Source organism: Nitrincola sp. A-D6, from assembly GCF_000764495.1.
Lineage (GTDB): Bacteria > Pseudomonadota > Gammaproteobacteria > Pseudomonadales > Balneatricaceae > Nitrincola.
On sequence record NZ_JRLB01000009.1, the window covers coordinates 61,202 to 81,347 of the forward strand.

At 49.8% G+C, this 20,146-nt stretch carries 26 protein-coding genes, 1 tRNA gene and 3 pseudogenes; 10 read left to right on the top strand and 20 right to left on the bottom strand.

Annotated features, from left to right (window positions below; translation table 11 throughout):
* Positions 1-3: 3 nt before the first annotated feature.
* Complete coding sequence (locus tag LH51_RS02175) at positions 4-510, top strand: DUF3833 domain-containing protein (protein ID WP_036519342.1); 507 nt, start codon at positions 4-6, stop codon at positions 508-510.
* Here LH51_RS02175 and LH51_RS02180 read toward each other — a convergent pair whose 3' ends face one another.
* From LH51_RS02180 to LH51_RS21985, 5 genes and pseudogenes are all read right to left on the bottom strand, one after another.
* On the bottom strand, positions 511-948 hold the full coding sequence (locus LH51_RS02180) for a nuclear transport factor 2 family protein (RefSeq protein WP_052063368.1): 438 nt from the start codon (positions 946-948) through the stop codon (positions 511-513).
* Positions 949-962: 14 nt separating this feature from the next.
* Positions 963-1,730, bottom strand: coding sequence for an SDR family NAD(P)-dependent oxidoreductase (locus LH51_RS02185; RefSeq protein WP_036519345.1), 768 nt, complete (start codon positions 1,728-1,730; stop codon positions 963-965).
* Positions 1,723-2,421, bottom strand: coding sequence for a DUF6134 family protein (locus LH51_RS02190; RefSeq protein ID WP_036519348.1), 699 nt, complete (start codon positions 2,419-2,421; stop codon positions 1,723-1,725). Before LH51_RS02190 ends, LH51_RS02185 begins: the two co-directional genes overlap by 8 nt.
* A 76-nt stretch (positions 2,422-2,497) precedes the next feature.
* Positions 2,498-3,670 carry a methyl-accepting chemotaxis protein gene (locus LH51_RS02195; protein WP_442934805.1) on the bottom strand — a complete coding sequence of 391 codons (1,173 nt, stop codon included), beginning with the start codon at positions 3,668-3,670 and terminating at the stop codon, positions 2,498-2,500.
* A pseudogene (locus tag LH51_RS21985) lies at positions 3,665-4,176 on the bottom strand (cache domain-containing protein); the annotation flags it as partial. The pseudogene LH51_RS21985 and the gene LH51_RS02195, both read right to left, overlap by 6 nt.
* A 125-nt stretch (positions 4,177-4,301) precedes the next feature.
* Here LH51_RS21985 and LH51_RS02200 point away from each other — a divergent pair.
* Positions 4,302-4,874, top strand: coding sequence for a peptidylprolyl isomerase (locus LH51_RS02200; protein WP_036519350.1), 573 nt, complete (start codon positions 4,302-4,304; stop codon positions 4,872-4,874).
* 41 nt (positions 4,875-4,915) lie between these two features.
* On the opposite strand, the gene LH51_RS02205 is transcribed toward LH51_RS02200, so the two are convergent.
* From LH51_RS02205 to LH51_RS02235, 9 genes and pseudogenes are all read right to left on the bottom strand, one after another.
* The gene (locus tag LH51_RS02205) at positions 4,916-5,839 is read right to left on the bottom strand and encodes a glutaminase (protein WP_442934804.1); all 924 of its coding nucleotides are present in this window, start codon (positions 5,837-5,839) and stop codon (positions 4,916-4,918) included.
* A gap of 90 nt (positions 5,840-5,929) precedes the next feature.
* A pseudogene (locus LH51_RS02210) lies at positions 5,930-6,384 on the bottom strand (YiiD C-terminal domain-containing protein).
* Entirely contained in the window at positions 6,369-6,518 is a 150-nt protein-coding gene (locus LH51_RS21990; protein ID WP_235263439.1) for a hypothetical protein, read from the bottom strand. Before LH51_RS21990 ends, LH51_RS02210 begins: the two are co-directional and overlap by 16 nt.
* An 88-nt stretch (positions 6,519-6,606) precedes the next feature.
* Positions 6,607-6,927: a nitroreductase family protein gene (locus LH51_RS21995; protein ID WP_235263441.1), complete on the bottom strand. Its 321-nt coding sequence runs from the start codon at positions 6,925-6,927 to the stop codon at positions 6,607-6,609.
* A gap of 15 nt (positions 6,928-6,942) precedes the next feature.
* Positions 6,943-7,584: an NADPH-dependent 7-cyano-7-deazaguanine reductase QueF gene (queF, locus tag LH51_RS02220; RefSeq protein WP_327124018.1), complete on the bottom strand. Its 642-nt coding sequence runs from the start codon at positions 7,582-7,584 to the stop codon at positions 6,943-6,945.
* Between the two features lie 29 nt (positions 7,585-7,613).
* Entirely contained in the window at positions 7,614-7,766 is a 153-nt protein-coding gene (locus LH51_RS23885; RefSeq protein WP_327124020.1) for a hypothetical protein, read from the bottom strand.
* Positions 7,766-8,538, bottom strand: a pseudogene (locus LH51_RS02225) (ABC transporter permease). Before LH51_RS02225 ends, LH51_RS23885 begins: the two are co-directional and overlap by 1 nt.
* A complete protein-coding gene (locus tag LH51_RS02230) occupies positions 8,535-9,470 on the bottom strand; it encodes an ABC transporter ATP-binding protein (protein WP_036519352.1) in 936 nt (311 codons plus the stop codon). Before LH51_RS02230 ends, LH51_RS02225 begins: the two are co-directional and overlap by 4 nt.
* Positions 9,471-9,509: 39 nt before the next feature.
* Positions 9,510-10,586: a permease gene (locus LH51_RS02235; RefSeq protein ID WP_235263443.1), complete on the bottom strand. Its 1,077-nt coding sequence runs from the start codon at positions 10,584-10,586 to the stop codon at positions 9,510-9,512.
* Positions 10,587-10,664: 78 nt separating this feature from the next.
* Here LH51_RS02235 and LH51_RS02240 point away from each other — a divergent pair, with 78 nt between their 5' ends.
* Positions 10,665-11,108 (top strand): MerR family transcriptional regulator, encoded by a 444-nt coding sequence (locus tag LH51_RS02240; protein ID WP_036519354.1) that lies wholly within the window; start codon positions 10,665-10,667, stop codon positions 11,106-11,108.
* A 46-nt stretch (positions 11,109-11,154) separates the two neighbouring features.
* On the opposite strand, the gene LH51_RS02245 is transcribed toward LH51_RS02240, so the two are convergent.
* Positions 11,155-11,227: transfer RNA gene (locus LH51_RS02245), tRNA-Glu, on the bottom strand.
* A gap of 220 nt (positions 11,228-11,447) precedes the next feature.
* Between LH51_RS02245 and LH51_RS02250 the strand changes: the two genes are divergently transcribed.
* Positions 11,448-12,179: a hypothetical protein gene (locus LH51_RS02250; protein WP_036519356.1), complete on the top strand. Its 732-nt coding sequence runs from the start codon at positions 11,448-11,450 to the stop codon at positions 12,177-12,179.
* A gap of 4 nt (positions 12,180-12,183) precedes the next feature.
* Here the strand turns inward: LH51_RS02250 and LH51_RS02255 are convergent, their stop codons facing one another.
* Together LH51_RS02255 and LH51_RS02260 are read right to left on the bottom strand one after the other, a co-directional pair.
* Complete coding sequence (locus LH51_RS02255) at positions 12,184-13,035, bottom strand: pirin family protein (protein WP_036519359.1); 852 nt, start codon at positions 13,033-13,035, stop codon at positions 12,184-12,186.
* A 15-nt stretch (positions 13,036-13,050) separates the two neighbouring features.
* On the bottom strand, positions 13,051-13,650 hold the full coding sequence (locus tag LH51_RS02260; RefSeq protein ID WP_036519362.1) for an FMN-dependent NADH-azoreductase: 600 nt from the start codon (positions 13,648-13,650) through the stop codon (positions 13,051-13,053).
* 108 nt (positions 13,651-13,758) lie between these two features.
* Here LH51_RS02260 and LH51_RS02265 point away from each other — a divergent pair, with 108 nt between their 5' ends.
* The 3 genes from LH51_RS02265 to LH51_RS02270 are packed head-to-tail and all read left to right on the top strand — an operon-like array spanning position 13,759 to position 15,231.
* Positions 13,759-14,382 carry a LysR family transcriptional regulator gene (locus LH51_RS02265; RefSeq protein WP_327124023.1) on the top strand — a complete coding sequence of 208 codons (624 nt, stop codon included), beginning with the start codon at positions 13,759-13,761 and terminating at the stop codon, positions 14,380-14,382.
* On the top strand, positions 14,340-14,630 hold the full coding sequence (locus tag LH51_RS23890) for a LysR substrate-binding domain-containing protein (RefSeq protein ID WP_327124024.1): 291 nt from the start codon (positions 14,340-14,342) through the stop codon (positions 14,628-14,630). Before LH51_RS02265 ends, LH51_RS23890 begins: the two co-directional genes overlap by 43 nt.
* 52 nt (positions 14,631-14,682) lie before the next feature.
* On the top strand, positions 14,683-15,231 hold the full coding sequence (locus LH51_RS02270; RefSeq protein ID WP_036519365.1) for a glutathione peroxidase: 549 nt from the start codon (positions 14,683-14,685) through the stop codon (positions 15,229-15,231).
* 38 nt (positions 15,232-15,269) lie between these two features.
* Here LH51_RS02270 and LH51_RS02275 read toward each other — a convergent pair whose 3' ends face one another.
* The gene (locus LH51_RS02275; protein WP_036519366.1) at positions 15,270-15,584 is read right to left on the bottom strand and encodes an HPF/RaiA family ribosome-associated protein; all 315 of its coding nucleotides are present in this window, start codon (positions 15,582-15,584) and stop codon (positions 15,270-15,272) included.
* Positions 15,585-15,805: 221 nt separating this feature from the next.
* On the opposite strand from LH51_RS02275, the gene LH51_RS02280 reads away from it, so the two are divergent.
* The 3 genes from LH51_RS02280 to LH51_RS02290 all read left to right on the top strand — a co-directional run bounded on the left by LH51_RS02280 (position 15,806) and on the right by LH51_RS02290 (position 19,053).
* Entirely contained in the window at positions 15,806-16,555 is a 750-nt protein-coding gene (locus LH51_RS02280; RefSeq protein WP_036519369.1) for an ATP-dependent zinc protease family protein, read from the top strand.
* Positions 16,556-16,656: 101 nt separating this feature from the next.
* Positions 16,657-18,099 (top strand): inactive transglutaminase family protein, encoded by a 1,443-nt coding sequence (locus LH51_RS02285; RefSeq protein WP_235263445.1) that lies wholly within the window; start codon positions 16,657-16,659, stop codon positions 18,097-18,099.
* Entirely contained in the window at positions 18,100-19,053 is a 954-nt protein-coding gene (locus LH51_RS02290; protein WP_036519373.1) for an alpha-L-glutamate ligase-like protein, read from the top strand.
* Here the strand turns inward: LH51_RS02290 and LH51_RS02295 are convergent.
* The gene (locus LH51_RS02295; protein ID WP_036519374.1) at positions 19,036-19,491 is read right to left on the bottom strand and encodes an ATP-dependent zinc protease family protein; all 456 of its coding nucleotides are present in this window, start codon (positions 19,489-19,491) and stop codon (positions 19,036-19,038) included. The genes LH51_RS02290 and LH51_RS02295 overlap by 18 nt on opposite strands.
* Positions 19,492-19,522: 31 nt before the next feature.
* Complete coding sequence (gene cheD, locus LH51_RS02300) at positions 19,523-20,128, bottom strand: chemoreceptor glutamine deamidase CheD (protein WP_036519376.1); 606 nt, start codon at positions 20,126-20,128, stop codon at positions 19,523-19,525.
* Positions 20,129-20,146 lie beyond the last annotated feature (18 nt).

The following is a 20,146-nucleotide window of genomic DNA, read 5'->3' on the forward strand; positions in this document are numbered from 1 at the left end:
CGTATGAATATTGAAAACTTTACAGATCGTGAACCCAAACTGGTGTTGGAAGACTACTTTCAAGGCCGGATCTATGCCTGGGGTATTTTTGAAGACCGCTTCGGTAATCTGCGACGTGAATTCAAGGTAGAAATTGATGCGCAGATGCAGGGCGATACCCTGGTGCTGGATGAGTATTTTCTCTACTCCGATGGTGAAACTGACCGGCGCGTATGGCGAATCACTCCCACAGCCGAGGGTGAATATCAAGGACAGGCAGATGATATTGTCGGTGTCGCTGTGGGTCAAATCAGTGGCAATGCCCTGAACTGGCGCTACCAGATGGATCTTAAAGTGGGCGATGGCAGTTGGCGTGTAAGCTTTGATGACTGGATGTATCTACAGCCAGGTGGTGTATTGATGAATCGTGCCAGTGTAAAAAAATGGGGTGTGGAACTCGGCCAGGTCACACTATCGTTTATTCGGGCTGACCAACTCAAGACGGCACCCTTCAGCCTGATTCCAGAATAATCAGCTTGCCGACATGCGTTGTTTGATCCGACGCAGCAGCCAGCCAATGAATGGCAGGCGCAGATACACCGGGGCACTGTCCCAATAATCAATATGCTCAGTGACCAGGCCATTATAGTGATCAAACTCCAAGCGGGTAGCGCCCTCCACAGATAACAGGCCTATCACCGGTACACTGGCGGTAAACTGCCAGCGCAACCAGGCATGATCAGCATAGACGCTTTGCTCCAGCACATTAAAAGCCGGGTTTTCGGTGTTTTCGAACATATCCTCCAACACCCGGCGCATTTTGCTGTAACCCCTGACATCGTTGAAAGGGTCACGAAAATGCACTTGCTCAGTAACCAGGTCCTGAAATTGATCGATAGTCTCTGGGCTCAGGTTACTGAACACCTCGCAATAGCGCTCACAACGCTGTTTGGGACTCATTTCTGGCATTATATCTCCTCACTTCAGGGTAAGAGTTTTCGCGTCAGCCTGAAGTAGAGTGAATAGGGTAACAGACGCAGAAATTTTAACAGCATGACAAAAGTCCGGGGAAATGCAATTTCAAAACGCTTGCGCTGTAATCCTTGAATAATAGCAGCTGCCGCCTGATCAGCCTCAATCAGAAAGGGCATGGTAAATCTGTTTTTATCTGTCAGCGGGGTTTTTACGAACCCCGGGTTAATCAAGGATAACTGAATACCCTGGGCTTTCAGTTCGGGATAGAGAGCCTCACAGGTATTGATCACCGCCGCTTTACTGCCACCATAAGCGGCGGCTGTAGGTAACCCGGAGTAACCCGCTACAGAAGCCACCACACCCACCTGTCCGCGCTGTCGGCTTAATAGATCAGGCAACAAAACCGACAGACAGTTCACTACGCCAAAATAGTTAACCGCCATAAGTTGTTTAAATGGCTCCGGGCTGAATCCATCCACGCTCACGGGTTGATGATTACCGGCATTCAATAACACCAGATCCGGCACGGCATAATCCAGCATAAGCCTCTGCCAGGCCACTTGCACAGACTCTAACGAAGTCACATCACAGACCAGCGGGTGCAAGGAACCCGGCAAGTTCTGCCGATTAACCTGAGTACAGCTTTCTATCAGCGTGGATTCATGGCGACCACTGATAACGACCTGAGCACCCAAAGCGACTAACTGTTGTGCTACAGCCAAACCAATACCACTGCCTCCACCGGTAATCCAGACCAGTTTCCAGGGACTATTCACCCTGACCTCCAATAGTGCGATTGATCAAGCGTATACGAGAGTCATCCCGTGCGCTGAACTCCATACCCAACCAACGACCCTGATCATCATACCAGGTATCGGTATCTTCCAGCTCACCGCCCAAGCGGTACTGGCGAACCGGCACCTCCTTACCACCGGCAGGAGCCGTAGCATCACCCAGAAACTCAACCGCCAGTTGACTGATTTCACCCGTCAGTGTGTTGAGCACGGCAGATTGAGACAAAAGGGCCACATTCCAATGATTAGTGGTCAGCAATTCGGCAGGAATCTGGCGTGACTGACTGCCCTGAACCAGATGAATATAATCACCCTCACGTTGTGCTGATAACTCTGTGAGATCGCCATCATCATCAATACGAACATCCAGGCGTTGCAACTGCCCATTACTCCACCACTCACTGGCAAGGTAACGGTACTGATAAGAAAACAGGGCCATAAAACGGATATTCAGATCCATTTCAACATCTACTCTTAACATGCCCTGCTCTTCACTGAAGTCCAGCCTGTGTGTACCAATGGTTCGACCACTACGCAGTACATCAAATACCAGCGTATCGCCATACAAATGCATAACCTGATCGGGGGTTTTGGATTCAGACTGATTAGCCTGCAAAGACGAAGTGCCGAGTAATCCCGCCGTAAATAGCGTAACAAGCGTTAATTTGAACATAATGAGCTCCTTTTACATGGGTACGTAAAAGGAGCTCAGCCAGTTCAGCCGTTGTTTCCAGAAGTGCTGGAGTTAATCACACACGAAAGCGCGATACCAGCTGTTTAAGACGTTGTTCCAACGATGCCATACGCTCGGAGGTGTTTGCCACTTCATCAGCATTACGCTTACCATGCTCAGCCGTGTCAGCAATCTTCTGAATACTCTGACTGACCTCATTAGCAACTGCTGTTTGCTCTTCAGCCGCGCTGGCAATTTGTGTATTCATTTCCGTGATAGTGCCCACAGAACGGGCAATCGTTTCCAGCGATTCATTGGCACCCGCCGCACGTTTTACCGTCTCCACTGAGGCTTCACGACTGCGCTGCATAACGCTGACCGCATCGCGTGTACCCGCCTGCAGAGCGTCAATCATCTGTTGAATCTCATTGGTGCTCTGCTGCGTTCTGTTTGCCAGGGTTCTGACCTCATCGGCAACCACAGCAAAGCCCCGTCCATATTCGCCGGCACGCGCGGCTTCGATAGCGGCATTCAACGCCAGCAAGTTGGTCTGATCAGCTATATTTTTAATTACGCTGACAACCGTACCTATCTGTTCAGCATTATCACCCAGTTTTTCTATGACATCAGCGGCGCGATTAACATCATCAGCCAGCTTATTGATCGCCTGAATCGTCTGGCCGACAATCTGCTGTCCATCGTTAGCTTCACGGTCAGCTTCCAGAGCAGCCGCTGCCGCACGCGATGCGCTCCCGGCAACCTCTTCAACAGCCGCTGACATCTCATGAATCGCCGCCGCCACTTGAGTAGTTTCTGTTTGCTGTAGTGAGGAATCCTCATGGCTGCGGGTTACCACGATTTTCATCGCTTCACTGGATTCGGTCAGCTCTTCTACTGAGGTTTTAACTTCACGAACCAACTGATGAATCTTGTCAGTGAACAGATTGAATTCTTTGGCTACATCACCAATTTCATCTTGGCTGATGACTTCAAGACGCTTAGTCAGGTCTCCTTCTCCTTCAGCAATATCTTTGAGTGCTGCAGATGTTTGCTGTGCCGGTCTGACTATTCGACCGCCGATAGCCCATACGGCAAGGAATACCAGTACCAGAATGACCACAGCACTGATAACAATGCGTAGCAATACTGACGTCACCTCTTTTTCAAACAGTGCCTTCTGGATAGCAACAGCCTTTTCCACATCATCAATATAGAAGCCAGTTCCGACTATCCATTCATTGTTTAACATGGGCTCGGCGTAACTAAGTTTTGGAGTCAGGCCATCACGGGTGGGTTCATCCCATATATAGCCCACATATCCACCGCCATTCAGGCCAGCCTTAATCAGTTCTCTGACAAGAAAAACCCCTCGGGATCGGTCAGGTCATTCAGGTTACGTCCTTCCAACTGCGGAGACATACCATGCACAAGCGTATTACCACGTTGATCAAAGATGAACATATAGCCATCTGGACCAAAACGCATACTACGCAGCACAGATTTTGCAGCTTCCAGTTGCTCTGCTGAAGGATTGAGATTTGTTACATAGGGTTTAACGGCCGTAATCGCAATTTCAACATGATGCAGCAGGGCTTCCCGCTTGGCATCCATCATGGATTCACGAATACGCTCTACTTCAGCTGTACCCGCTGCGCGCATTTGAAAATTAACCAGTAACAATAGTGCCACTGTAATCATCAACATAGGTACCAGCGCCATCAGTAGCAACTTGGACTTGAGCTTCAATGTATTCATCCCACACTTCCTCAGATAGTACTTTTCTTGTAAACAGCTGGTATTTTGATGGAATTAGTCAGTAAAATCATGCTCTATTTTTAATACCCTCTTTTTAATACTATAACCTACACAGGTATTCCACCATGAAAATTGTGAGTATTTTTGTCTTACTTTTATCAATACTCTTACCCACACAGGTGATGGCACAAGAATCTTCCGTGCAGATACGTATGATTACCAGCCAGGGTGACATTGAACTGACGCTGGATCCGGTTAACGCGCCCGTCACAGTGGAAAACTTTCTGGCTTATGTGGACAGTGGGTTTTATGAAGGGTTGACCTTCCATCGGGTCATTCCGAACTTTATGATTCAGGGCGGGGGCTTTGATGCCGACCTTAAGCGGCAGGATACGCGACCTGCTATTGCTAACGAGTCAACCAATGGCTTGAGCAACCGTCGCGGCAGCATTGCCATGGCGCGCACCAATGATCCTGACAGTGCTACGTCTCAATTCTTTATCAATGTCGGCAATAACCAAAACCTGGATGGCCACCCGTTGCGAGCCGGCTATGCTGTATTTGGTGAAGTAACGGCGGGTCTGGATGTGGTGTTTGGTATTGCCAGAGTTCCAACACGCTCGCGCGGCGGGCACCAGAATGTACCCATCACCCCGATTATCATCGAAAAAGTTGAACGCATTACACCGACAGATTAAGCCTGGGCGTATAAGCTGGCGTCAGAGCCATACCGCGCTGATCAATGCCCAAACACAGACCAGCCGGTATGCTGCACCAAGCGCTCCAGCGCACGGGTGCCTAAATAGCTATTCCCCAGTGCATCGAGCCCAGGTGACCAAACGGCAATCGAGCCCTTACCTGGGGCGATTGCGAGAATACCGCCACCCACACCACTTTTTCCGGGTAAGCCGACGCGATAGGCAAACTCGCCTGAGCCATCATAGTGGCCACACATCATCATAAGTGAATTGATGCGCCGCGCGCGCTGGGCCGATACCACGCGAATGCCGGTTGTTTTATCCACACCATCCGACACCAAAAACAGCCCGGCTCTTGCCAGCTGTTCGCAACTCATGGCAAGAGCACATTGATGAAAATAGGTACCGAGTATCTTGTCTACATCATGACGCAAGCGTCCGAAGGCTTTCATAAAGTGTGCCAGTGATGCGTTGCGGTCGCGATGGGCCATTTCAGAGGCGGCCACAACATGATCAAAGCAAATACTATTATCATTGGCGATAAAGCGTACGAAGTTCAAGATTTCGGCAAGCGTTTCTTTAGGTTCATGGCCCATCATGATGGCATCAACCACGGCAAGAGCACCGGCATTGATAAAGGGATTGCGTGGCTTACCCGACTCATGCTCAAGTTGAACAATTGAGTTAAACGGATCACCCGAAGGTTCGCGTCCTACATGGGTCCAAATGCCATCACCCAGCTTTCCTAACGCCATGGTGAGCGTAAATACTTTGGAAATACTCTGAATGGAAAACAGGCTATCCGCTTGGCCTGCCGAGTAGATTTGCCCCTCTGGAGTACACACCGCTATACCAAATTGATGCGGATCCACATGCGCCAATTGCGGAATATAATCAGCAACCTTGCCAGGATTTTTTTCTGTCGACAAAGCCAACACGAGATCATCTAAAAAGTCTTGTATCATGAGAGGAGCACTTCATTTAAGTGATGAGGGTATCAAGCAAGCAGTTGCCAATGCCATTCAACCTGGAGAATGGCATTTTCGCGCTCGACATTAACGCCTTATAGCTACATAGACACTCTCAAGCTGCAGCGCCAGCTCGGCTCCCTGAAAAATCTGGATGATTAAGGGCAGGCTGGCCTTTCCCCGACTTTGCAGGCGTTCACGAAAACGCTCACATAACGCGGTGTCTGGTAGTTCCACGCAAGCACTAAAATCGGCGGTTACAGGTTTAAGGTAGCGCACGTGGCTTTCAGCGGCGACGACATTAACATCTTCATCCAAATCGCGCGCATAGAGGGTGGTCAGACTCCAGCCTGCCAGCGTAGCCAACGCCGTTAATGAGCCTGCAAACCCGGTGCCCTTGTCATTCACATTTGCCGCCAGGGGGCGCTCAACTGCAACTGCTGGCCATCATACTCACAGGCTGAAATCGCCATGGCACGAGTCAAGGGTATGGATTGCTGCAGCTCCTGTAAAAAGGCAATCTGTTTCATCTGCGCCCCCATTTCTGCACAAACTCACCTGGCTGAGGGCAGGGAACCACGCGGTGTTTACGTGCCTTACCGAGATAGATAAAACCGATAATCTGCTCATCGGCCTCCAGCCCCAGACGGGACATCACCTGTGAATTAAAGGCCATAGCTCCACTGCGCCAGATAGCATCCACCCTTGGGCAAAGGCCGCTAGCAGTATGCCATGTGCCGCACAACCCGCGGCCAGTTGCTGCTCTACAGCCGGTACTTTGGGATGCGACTGCAAGGAGCGATCGCCACAATAATCAACGGTGCACGTAACGGCGCATTGAATAATTTCTGAACCTCCTGTTCACTGATATCAGCGCGTTCTGCACGCGCTGCATCGACAAAGATCTGCCCCAGCTTTTCCCGCCCTTCCCCTTCAATCTGCAGAAAACGGTAAGGACGCAGGCCACCATGATCTGGGCCCCGCAGCGCGGCGCGGTACATCAGGTCCAACTGCTCCGCCGTGGGAGCCGGTTCCTCTAAAACCGGTGACGAGACGCGGGTTAACAACAGATCTATAGCATTCATGGGCTTTCCTGGAGTTTATTGGCGCGACAGGCGCGGGTTGCCTGGCTCACCCGACAGGCTGGAGCGATAAGGATTGATATCCAGCCCACCACGGCGCAAATAACGGGCATAGACCGTCAGCTTCTGCGGTTTACATGCTTGCCAGATATCCATAAAGATATTTTCGACACACTGTTCGTGGAAATCGCCTTTTTCACGGTAAGAGATCAGATAAGCCAGCAACCCGGTATGATCTATCGCCGGACCTTTGTAACGTATCTGAATACTCGCCCAGTCAGGCTGACCTGTCACCGGACAGTTGGATTTAAGCAGATGACTGACCAGGCTCTCCTCCACCACCCGTGATGCCGTTTTCAGACACTCTGGTGCCGGGCTGTAATGCGTCACCGTCAGCGGCAGGTCATCCAGACACTCCCCCTGAAGACGCTCAATCGCTGCCGCATCATTAACTTTAATCAGCCGCACCAGCACCTTGCCACCCGCCGCTTCACTGAGATCCTGCTGCATACGTGCGACCACCTCAGCGTCTGACTGAAAGCGTGTCAGGTTGAAGGAGTTCAGGTAAAGTTTGAACGACTTGGACTCGATGATGTGGCTGGAACTGGCCGGAATACGGAATTCACCAATTCGTACCAGCGGCTTGCCTTGTGCGTTCAACCAGGAGATCTCATAGGCGTTCCACAGATCTACCCTTTAAAGGGCAGATTTTCACGCCCAACACCGCGCGCCTGCCAGTTCAAGTCGCGAGCAATAGGGTAAAGCAATGACGGATCATACTGATTCGTATAGCCTGTTTCTTGTCCAAGTGGTGAACTAAGCACCACATCATCTTCGGTCATTAACTGCGAATTCCTTTACCGGTATTGAGCAGGTGCATCGAGTAAGCACTAAGTACAACAATAAAGCCTATAATCATAGCAAATGCGAACACAATATTGATATCACTCACTCCCAGAATGCCGTAGCGAAAGCTGTTGACCATATACAGAATCGGATTCAACTGGGAAACCCCCTGCCAGAAATCCGGTAGCAGTGAGATGGAATAAAACACCCCACCCAGATAGGTCAGCGGCGTCAAAATAAAGGTCGGTACAATAGAGATATCATCAAAACTATTCGCATAAACCGCATTAATAAAGCCACCCAGAGAAAATACGATGGCAGTCAGTATCACCGTACTCAGCGTGATCCAGAAGTGGCTGATATGCAACTGAGTAAAAAACAGTGACAGGATCGTCACAATAACCCCCACCCCCAACCCGCGTGCAGCACCGCCGGTAACATAGCCAGCCAGAATCACCCAGTTGGTACTGGAGCCACCAGCAGTTCTTCAATGTTGCGCTGAAACTTGGTGCCAAAGAAAGACGACACGACATTGCTGTAAGAATTGGTAATCACTGACATCATGATGAGTCCGGGAGCAATGTACTCCATGTAACCAAAACCGCCCATCTCACCAATACGTGAGCCGATCAGATTACCGAAAATAATAAAATACAGCGTCATGGTAATGGCAGGCGGCAGCAGGGTTTGTATCCAGATACGGCTAAAACGGCGTATTTCTTTTACCAACAGCGTCCAGAAGGCAGTAAACAGCAACTGCGCATTCATACTGACACCTCTGCACTCAAGGTTTTTTCAACTAATGACACAAATAGCTCCTCCAGCCGGTTGGATTTATTACGCATACTCAGCACCGTAACACCTTGCTCAGACAGCTGAGTAAATACCTGATTCATCCCCATGTTTTTTTGAATATCAACTTCCAGGGTATGCGCATCGATCTGACGCAGGGTGTAGCCGGAGAGTGCCGGCATCTCCTCCAGATCGGCTGCCAGGTCCAGAATAAAGGTTTCCGTATTGAGCGTCTGTAGCAGCCTTTTCATACTGGTATTTTCAACAATACGACCCTGATCGATAATGGCAATATTCCGGCACAGTGATTCAGCCTCTTCCAGGTAGTGAGTCGTCAAAATGATGGTGGTACCGCGCGCATTGATCTCTTTCAGAAAACTCCACATAGAGCGACGCAACTCAATATCAACCCCGGCGGTAGGCTCATCGAGAATCAGTAATTTGGGCTCATGCACCAGCGCTCTGGCAATCATCAAACGGCGCTTCATACCACCCGACAGCATACGGGCAGCTTCATTGCGTTTTTCCCACAACCCCAATTTCTTCAGGTAATACTCTGAACGCTCCAGTGCCGGTTTACGACTGATACCGTAATACCCTGCCTGAGTCACCAGAATATCCAGCACTCGCTCAAAGGTGTTGAAATTGAACTCCTGCGGCACCACACCCAGCTGCATCTTAGCCAGCGTTTTGTCTTTATCCAAATCATAACCGAAGACCTTTACCTCACCTGCTGTTTTATTCACCAGCGATGAAACAATCCCCAGGGTAGTTGATTTACCTGCACCATTGGGACCTAACAGTGCAAAAAAGTCGCCCTGTTTCACCTCAAGTGAGATGCCTTTTAGCGCTTCAAAGCCGTTCCCGTAGGTTTTCTGCAGTGAATTAATTGCCAGTGCGATTGCCATAGATAGTCCTTACGAATAACCAAGTTGTCTATATGCGGATCAAAGCGATAATTTCAACCGGCCTACTGGTATCAAAAACCCAGCAGGCGCCGACGCAATGGCTGTATGACCAGCATCAACAGCACAGCCAACGCAGTCATTTCCAGCCAACCTGGAAGCAGTTCCTGCACCTGTGTAGCCTGAATCACCGGATCTAACCTCAGCCATTGCAATGACTGATCCAGCAACCAGCCCAACGCAGTCGTCACCACTAAAATACTGCCTAAATAGAGTAACAGCGCCTGAGTACCAAACTCTCGTCTCAGAACACCCAGCGTAGCCAGCTGGTAATCGGGCCTGCCAGCAGAAATACCAGTGCCATGCCGGGGTGATACCTGCAAGCAGCAACCCAGCGGCAACCGGTGTCGCCGCCGTGGCACAGATATACAGCGGGATACCTATCACAGCCATGAGTAACAAGGATAAAAAGCCGCCGGATAAACCACTCAGTGTCTCAGGTGGTACCAGTGTGACTAACACACCAGCCAACACTAAACCGGCGATCAACCAGGCACTGATATCATCGAGCAGGTCACCAAACGCGTAAGCCAGTCCGCTAGCCAGTTTTCCTCTTGCGTGAAAGCTCGCTGCAGATGCATGACTTTGTTGCTGACTATCACTGCAATCATTAGCACAGCAAGCACGCTTTGCTGTCACGTTTTGTTGCACAACTGCGGGGGCATCGGTCAGCGAAATCAATAGACCGGTTGAAATAGCCGTAATTACCGCTCCCAGTACACGCGCAACCGCCATTAGCGGCCCCAGCAACACACTGGTCAATAATATTGAATCTACGCCAACACCGGGCGTTCCGATCAAAAAAGCTGTTGTAGGTCCTCGACCAGCACCACCACGATGCAAAGCCAGTGCAGTCGGAATCGCACCACAAGAACACAGCGGCAAAGGCACACCGATTATCGCCGCCCGAACTATACTGGCCAGACTCTTCCCTCCCATCCAGCGCTGTAACAACTGCTCCGGCATATAGGATTTTATCAAGCCGGCAATTAACAAACCCAACAATAACCAGGGTGCCGCACTCAAGGCGACACTCAGAAACCCAGCGATACTTGCCATTCTCTTCACCCTCATCACTTGTATAATCAGACTCTATTAGCTAGCCTAAACCCTGTAATCGTTACAGGGTCAAGTAAGATGTCAGATAAATATCGTATCGGTCAGGTGGCCGCGCTCACGGGTTGTTCAGCGGAGAGCATACGTCACTATGAAAAGCTCGGACTATTGCAAAAGCCGGGGCGCAGTGATCAGGGCTATCGCTACTATGATCACCGAGCGGTGGAACGCATTGGATTTATCCGCCACGGTCGTTCACTCGGTCTGGATCTGCATAGCATTCAGGATCTGCTCAATCTGGCTGACAACCCGGATACGGACTGCCGTGCAGCCGATGAAATTGCCACCCACCATCTTGAGCAACTGGAAAAGCGCATTGCATCGCTGGAGACACTTGCCAACGAATTACGTCAGGTAGTCAGACAGTGCCGTGGCGGCACGACAGCTGAATGCCGGATTATTCAAACACTCTTTGAACAGAAAAGCACAAGCACGACAGAAAAGACCGGCTTTATGGAAAACTAGCCCATTGAGTAATTTAGAAATGACAGGATAAGTTTATGCGGATAGGTGGCGTCCCATAGGGGTTCGACCCTGTTACCGCCGTGAAAGGGCGGTGTCCTAGGCCACTAGACGAATGGGACGTAGCCTGTGCACTTGCATGCACCCTTCCAGACGTGCCATGCTCTGGAAGAGGCGCAAATAATACGTAGACAGATAATGCTCGTCAACACCTGATATTAAAAAAATGCAAAATCGGCTGATTATTTCGCGTTCAACTCAGTTGATTCAGCCAAATGCAATGCGGGAAAGGCCAGACTAGGATAGTATTAAAGTGTCGATCCTGAGCAACCGAAGTACATTATGACACCAACTGAAACTGCTGCGATTATCCTGACCGGAGTTTTCTTCATGGCCATGGTGGCTATTGCTATTCAAACAGCTGAAAACCAACGTCGGGAAAGACAGATGCAACTGCTTGCAGTGCGTAACCGGATTCGTGGCACAGAACACCTACTCGACAACCTGCCAGCAGAGTTTCAAACTCTGGAACTCAGAACGCTATTGATTGGCTACCTGCGTAACCTCTGGTACAGCGCCAGCAAACTGGACCGCTCTACCGGGCATCAGCAAGCACTGCAGAAACTGGATGAGCTCGAGAAAGAAACTTTCACGACTCCAGCCTTCCCTGAAAATCAGGTCACGCTGTTTCATGACCGTAACACAGCACAACGAAATCGCTCACTGATACGTGAAACAGCCGAGCTGATTAACAATCTCAAACAGCTAAATGCCATCAACAGCCAGACCTGCCAACAACAACTGCAACAACTAAAGAGTGCCTATGTGCGCTGCAACTGCGACCTTCTGCTACAGGATGCTCAGCAAGCATTACATGATCGCGGTGCACAGGTCGCAGTACATAAGTTTCGCAGCGCCTTAATGCAGCTTAAACGCCTGAATACCAGGCACCAACTGGATACACAAGTATTCAATCTAAATCAGCTGTTAGAACAGCTCAATGCTCAACTCAATGACCCAGTCAACGAAAACTCACTCTCAGAAAACGCTGAAACAGCCTCACCACCCAACTGAACACTCAACCAGCCAGCACACCATCACGATAGTCTCTCAATGCCTGTTCTATCTGCTCCATATTATTCATGACAAAGGGCCCGTACTGCGCAATAGGCTCATTCAGTGGCTTTGCTGCTACCAGCAGCATTCTGGCTGACTTAGCGTGAGTGGCCAGACTGAGCTGCTCACCAGCATCAAGCTCAACAGCTGCATCTGTCTGCAACGTCTCATCTTGTAGCAGCGCTTCACCTTCAAACAAGTAGATAAAACCACTCAGGGCAGCAGCCAATGGCAACACCAACTGACTATGGGGTTTCAAGCTAATATCGATAAATACTGGCTGGGTAACGATTCCCTGAACCGGCCCTTTGTAAACCTTTGCACCTATCTCCAGCTCACCAGCAACCAATCGAAGAGTCGCCTGATCACTCTGAATCACCGGGATCTGCTCTGGCTCAATATTCTGATAGGCAGCGGGTTTCATTTTGTCGCTAGCCGGCAAGTTGATCCACAGCTGAAAGCCCCGCATTAACCCGGACTCCTGCTGAGGACGCTCTTCATGAATGACCCCTCGTCCGGCGGTCATCCACTGTACGCCACCGGTGTTTAGCAACCCTTCATTACCCATATGGTCACGATGCAACATACTACCGTTTAACATATAAGTGACTGTTTCAAAGCCACGGTGTGGGTGTGGTGGAAAACCGGCAATATAGTCATCCGGGTTATCGGATGAGAACATATCCAGCATCAAAAATGGATCTATGCGCAGATGCTGTCGCTGCCCAATACTGCGCTTAAGCTTAACACCTGCGCCATCCTGGCTATCAATCCCCTTGATAATACGTTTAATTTTTCGAGTTTGAGTTTGCATGACTCACCTCCTGGTTTAACTCAATGCCAGACTATCCAGCTCAGAGTGTGCCTGATCAATAGCGGCATCAGCACCCGACATATTGAGACCTTCAGCGTAGACGACCTCTATCTGCTTCAACCCTATAAACCCAAGAATTTGTTTCACCCAGGGTATCTGAAAATCCAGGCCAGCATCACGGTACTCACCGCCACGTGTTGCCAACACATACACAGGACGATCTTGTAATAAGCCTTCTGGCCCCTGCTCAGTGTAACGAAAAGTCACGCCATTCTTGGCTATCTGGTCGAACCAGGCTTTCAGCTGTGAAGGTACAGCGAAGTTATACATAGGTGCAGCTAATACCAGCGTATCAGCCTCCTGAAGCTCAGCTATCAATCTGTCTGAAAGTGCAGCGACAGCCTGTTGATCAGGGCTGCGCTGAGCGGCCTCGGTCGACAAAGCCGAAATGGTTTGCATATCAAAATGGGCAATGGGTTCAGCGACCAGATCACGTACCACGACCTGCCCCTCAGGGTTCTGATGCAACCAGCGCTGAATCAGTCGATCCGCTAACTGAGCTGATTGTCCTTGGTCTCCAAATACGCTGCTTTTAACATGAAGTAGGGTTTTCATTACATAACTCCTGTGATTTGTTTTGATGAAGTTATTATCAGGTTTGATTTATAGATAATAAACAGCAATAATTAGCTTAATTTGATCAATTTTTTAGATATATAACCGATGCAAGTTACCCTGGAGCAGTGGCATACCTTTATCACCGTAGTGGACTCACAAGGCTATGCGCAGGCGGCTGAGGCACTGCGTAAAAGTCAGTCCTCAATTAGCTACGCCATTAATCGACTGGAACAAAGCCTGGGTGTTGCCGTGTTCCGTATTGAGGGGCGTCGCGCGCAACTTACTGAAGCGGGTGAAGCACTTCTCAGGCATGCACGAGACCTCACCGAGCATGCTCACAGGATCGAAAAACTGGCTAAGCATTTTGCACAAGGCTGGGAAGCCGAAATTCACCTGACCATCGACAGCATCTTCCCTGAAGATCTTATTTTGCAGGCGTTAAACCGCTTTGCAGAGGAGCAGCCTCAAACGCGTATTGTCCTGGCTGAAAGCGTACTGAGCGGAACTGAAGAAGCTCTGCTACGACGCGAAGCCGACCTGGTTATCGGGGGTCGTGTACCCCCCGGATTTACCGGGGAGGCCTTGACGACTATTGAGTTTATTGCCGTAGCACACCCACAACACACACTACACCAACTCCCACCCCTCTCACACTGGAAAATCTGCGTCAGCACCGGCAACTGGTCGTGCGGGACTCAGGGAGCAGGAAGCTCGATGCTGGCTGGTTAGGTGCGGAACAACGCTGGACCTTCAGTAACGCCAGCACATCGATTAAAAGCGTCTGTGCGGGTTTGGGGTTTGCGTGGTATCCTCGAGTTAAAATCCAGCAATACCTGGACACAGGCGAACTAAAACCCCTGCCTCTGGAATCCGGAGCCAGTCGCTATGTGCCCCTCTATTTAGTGATGAGCGAAGGTGAGTTTGCCGGACCCGGCACAAGGCGTCTGGCCAGACTTATACAAGATTTAGTCATCTGAACCATTATTTGCTACGTACAATCCTTCAAACAGTCAGCACAGGCTTAAAGGTATGTCACGCCTGGTAGGATTAATCATCATGATCAGCTTGTTATTTTCAGCACAAACCTCTGCCGAAGTCGATGTAAATCAACTGCTCGGCCACCAACTCAAGCGTTTGCATGCCAATGAGACCGTGGATATGAAAGCGGCGTATCAAGGCAAACCATTATTGTTTGTCAACACCGCCAGCCATTGTGGTTTTACCGGTCAATTCGAAGGTCTTGAGGCCTTACATCAGCGCTACAAAGACAGGGGATTGATCGTTGCAGGCTTTCCATCCAATAGCTTTCGCCAGGAAGCCGATGATGAAGCTGAAACGGCCAAAGTCTGCTTTTTCAATTTCGGCGTCAGTTTTGATATGTATGCACCTGTAAGCGTGCGCGGCAGTGATGCACACCCGATTTTTGCTGAACTGGCCCGCCAGTCAAGAGCACCACGCTGGAACTTTTACAAGTATCTGATCGACCAGAACGGCCGTGTTGTAGAGGTTTTTCCAAGCACTACCAGCCCGGACTCCAAGAAGGTTGAGCAAGCCATAGAAGCCTTGCTCGGTAGCTAGACGGCAGGGATAGAATACCTACCGTTTTTGTACTGCTATCAGTGTTTGTTCAACCGGCCCAGCAGACTGTCGAGCAAACTTTTCATTTTATCACAGGCACCTGCTATGGATTTATGTGCCGTATCGGCATGCTCAGTCACAGCCTGTGGCTGCAGACCAGCCAAGCGCACTTCAAGCACACAACGCTTGTCATGATCACCTGGTTTGTGGGCATTTTCATCATGCAGATGCACTTCAACACGGGTAATTTTTTCGCTGAAACGTCCCAGCGCTTTTTCAACAACAGATTCAACATGGGCAGTCAGCGAATCATCATTTTCAATGCTGCTGTCGGTATTCACCTGAATAATCATTTATTTCTCCATCAGATACGGGTATTGGCCACTGACTCCAGAATTCACCAGGATTTATCGCCTGAGCCACAACGGATTATCAGTGTCTGCTGAATTTTAACCTTTAGCTTGGTCAAGCGCCATAAAACCTGTGTTGAACACAGCGAATCAATTTTATCTAGGCACGAATTGGCGTAATATTAGCGCCTTTCCAGAGAACCTTATGCCAGTCGGAGCTCTACATGCTTAAATGGTCAATCGCAATTATCAGTTCGGCCTTATTATTGGGCGGTTGTGCGCCCGGACACCTTTATATCGAAGAGGGTGTTGTCGAATCCATCGATCAACGACTGGCTACACAGGATGATCAGATTAATCGATTGAACGATACGCAGTTGCAAGTCATTAAACAACTGGCAGCGGCACAAGAAACGGTGATCAGCCAATTACAATCCAGCATTGCTGAGCAGGTTAAACCACCCGAATGTAAACCGGCTCCACGTCTGGTATGTCCACAAGCCGATAATAACGGTAGCCTGATGCTGGGCGGGTTGGAGAAACAACTGATAGGTGAAGCTGAACGCGTGCACATCTCCCCCCTGGATCTGGTGTTCAATGCCCGCATCGACACAGGGGCTACCACCTCATCACTGGATGCCCGCAACATTCAACGCTTTGAACGTGATGGTCGTCGTTGGGTGCGCTTTGACACCAGGGATCCGGAAACTGGAGAAGATATCTCCTTTGAACGACCCGTCGTCAGGCGGGTTAGAATCAGTCAATCGATTAGTGATGACTATGAACGTCGCCCTGTAGTGGAATTGCACTTTACGCTTGGCAGCATCAGCCATACTGCTGAGTTCACTCTGAGTGATCGTGACCATCTGGACTTCCCGCTACTGATTGGCCGCAATGTGTTGCGTGACCAGATGGTAGTTGATGTCAGCAAGCAGTATATTGCACCGATAGATTTTTTATTCCAGCCGGATTGATCCGCTAACACCCTGTTTGAGGACGCATTTAAATGGTATCCAGAGTACCTTTTTACTCCATCATAGCCATTTTAATACTGGCCGGTCTCAGCATAGCTGTTATGCGACATATACAGTTGGGGATTCCATTTTGGCCAGGTGAACAAAAACAGGCCTGGCTGATTGAAGCGCGTATTGATTTTCAAAGCTTCAATGAGCCGGTACTGGCAAACATGATGCTACCAGACAACCCCCCGGGCTTTACATTACTCAATGAGGTTGCCGCCTCACCAGGGTATGGCTTTGCCATTATCGAGCATGATGGGCAACGCCGCGGAGAGTGGTCCAAAAATAACGCGGCCGGACTACAAACACTCTATTATAAAGCCCAGTTAATTCCTGATGCGAATAAGGTAGATATGACAGAGTCACCCAGGCCTATTGCAAGGCAGGTGCTCTGGAGTGATGCAGAAACAACAGCTGCGACCGATATTATCGACCAGGCACGGAGTAAGTCGAGTACCCCTGAAAGCCTGACACGGGAATTACTGCGCCTGTTACGCAACCCCGAACCTGGACAGAATACAGCGCTCTTGCTGACTAACCACTCAACAGCCGAAGCCCTGGATAAACTGCTGAATCAGGCCGGCATCCCGACACGCCTTTCAGTCGGTTTGTATCTTGAGGATGCTCGCCGACGTCAGGGACTCACCCCTATGATTGAGATCTTCACTGAGGGCCGCTGGCTGGTGTTTGATCCACAAACTGGTTTTCAGGGTTTACCGGAAAACCTGCTGTTATGGCAGCGCGGCGGTGAGTCATTACTCGATGTTGTTGGTGGGCGGAATTCACGTGTGAGTTTTTCAATGATAGAACAGACCCTACCTTCACTGAAACTGGCGCAATCACAGTTTGCCGGACAGGGGCTCGCCTGGCTGGGCGTGCACAGCCTGCCCATTGAAGAACAAAGCATGTTTAAATTGCTGTTTTTACTGCCATTAGGTGCAATGGTGGTAGTCTTCATGCGCATTATTATCGGTCTAAAAACCTCCGGTACTTTTATGCCCATTCTGATCGCCCTGGCTTTTTTACAAACCTCACTGGGCCTGGGATTGATCAGTTTTATCAGCATTGTCGCTATGGGACTGGTTATCCGTACCTGGCTATCACGCCTGAATCTTCTACTGGTATCACGGATTGCCACACTGGTGGTACTGGTGGTCTTTTTGGTTTCCATGCTGAGCCTGGTGGGTTATCAACTGGGGTTCAGTACAGGCATGACCATTACTTTCTTCCCGATGATCATCATCGCCTGGACCATTGAGCGCATGTCCATACTCTGGGAAGAGGAAGGCCCTAAACAGGTGGTGGTACAGGGTGGCGGCAGTCTGCTGGTAGCCGTGTTCGCCTACTTGATTATGCAACTGCCCTTGTTCGGTCACCTGACGTTTAACTTCCCGGAACTGAACCTGATCATTTTGGCCATCATCATGCTGATGGGACAATACACAGGGTATAAACTTTCCGAGTTACGCCGATTTCGTGCCATGCTGGAGCAGCCATAAATGCGCTGGGCCAGTCCGTTTCGCTTATACAAAGCTGGCATTCTGGGGATGAATTGCCGTAATGTCGACTTTATCGGACGTTACAATTTACGCCGCTTTTATCCACTCGTGGATGACAAACTCAAGACCAAGCTCTTAGCTGAAGAGTATGGGGTAGCCACGCCTGGACTGATATCAGTCGTCAGAACCCAGCATGAAATCAGTCATGTAGAAGAACGTCTGATGCAGTTAAAAAACTTTGCTATCAAGCCATCCAGAGGTTCCGGCGGCAAGGGTATACTGGTTATCATCGGACGTCGTGATGACTTGTTCGTCAAATCATCCGGTACCGAGATCACCCTGGAAGATATCAAACGCCATTTGACCAACACTCTGGCAGGGCTTTACTCACTGCGTGGCAATCCGGACGTCGCCATTATTGAAGATCTGATTGAGTTTGATGATACCTTTGAAGGCTACTCTTACGAAGGGGTACCGGATATACGTATCATAGTGTTTCGTGGTTATCCGGTGATGGCGATGCTGCGCCTGGCCACTCACACCTCCGATGGCAAAGCCAACCTGCATCAGGGCGCTGTGGGTGTCGGCCTGGACATTGCCACAGGACGCAGTCTGAAGGCCGTGCAGTTTGCTATTCCAATTGAACAGCACCCAGACACAGGCAAGCAATTAATCGACATGGTGATTCCCGACTGGAAAGAGATGTTGCTACTGGCCTCGCGTTGTTACGAAATGAGCAACCTCGGCTATATCGGCACGGACATCGTGCTGGACAAGTCCCGAGGCGCTCAGTTACTGGAACTGAATGCCAGACCAGGCTTATCGATTCAGGTGGCCAACGGCCGGGGATTGCTTCCACGGTTACGGCATATAGAGAGTATCCGCAAACCCCACAAAACCGCTGAGGAGCGAGTTAACTATGTGATGCAGACCTTTTCAGCGCAAGGGCTCTGATACCCTGCCCTGCTGATAGGATGCACCCGAATCGACCAGAAAACGTCCCTTCATCGCTTCACGCCCCAATAACATGCGAAACAGCATATTATCGCGACTGGTTAACGACAGGGTGACAGGAAAGCACTGATTGCCCAGCACCACATCCGTGGTAATAAAATAACGCTCCGTGGTATGCCCACCCGAATCGGTTACACGGCGCACGTCAGTTACAGGGGCTTCGCACCAGACCTCGGTTGCATCATTATGCTGCAACGGATGCAAACCAAACCTCACCCAGCGCTGATCTTCCTTGTAAAACTCTTCTACCGCAAAGGCATGCAGTGCCGAACTTCGGGCACCTGTATCGACCTTACACTTAAGCTCTGAAATGCCCAGCTGTGGCAAAGCCACCCATTCCCGCCAGCCAAGTACAGCTTTACCCACAGTTGTTGTCATACTGTTCAATCCATTACCTAAAAAATAAAAGTCAAAAAAGATCGATTTCGCCCGCTACAGGTTGTGTTTCAATTTCATGCATATAGGCTTTTTCACGGTCAATAATAGTCGTATTGTGCAGTGAGTGAATTTTTTTCAACATAACCTTGCCAGTTTGTGGAAAAAAGTACACTTTTCGGGGGTAAATATCCAACACATCCTTGCCTATCACCGGAATAGACTCATTACGCAGATGTTCCATTACAAATTTCACATTACGCTGCCCAACATTCATAAAGGTCATATTTTTGAGTACCTGTCCGCCACCAAATACTTTAGCCTCTAAGCGGTTGCGACTTGCACCCAACTTCAACAGATGATTGACCAGCAACTCCATAGCATAAAGACCATAACGACCCGATGCCGCAACCAGGCTATTAGCTTCTGCATTGGAGTCATGCGGTAACATAAAATGATTTAACCCACCGACGCCAGTCAAGCGATCACGCAAACAAACGGATACACAAGAGCCCAGCACAGTGACAATCATGATGTCTCCGTGTGTGGCAAAATACTGCCCTGGCAGTACTTTGACTGCCTGGGCATCAAAGTAACGATCGTAGTAACTGTTGGTGGCGAGATGTTCATCACTGATCATGGGGCTTCATCCTGGGTT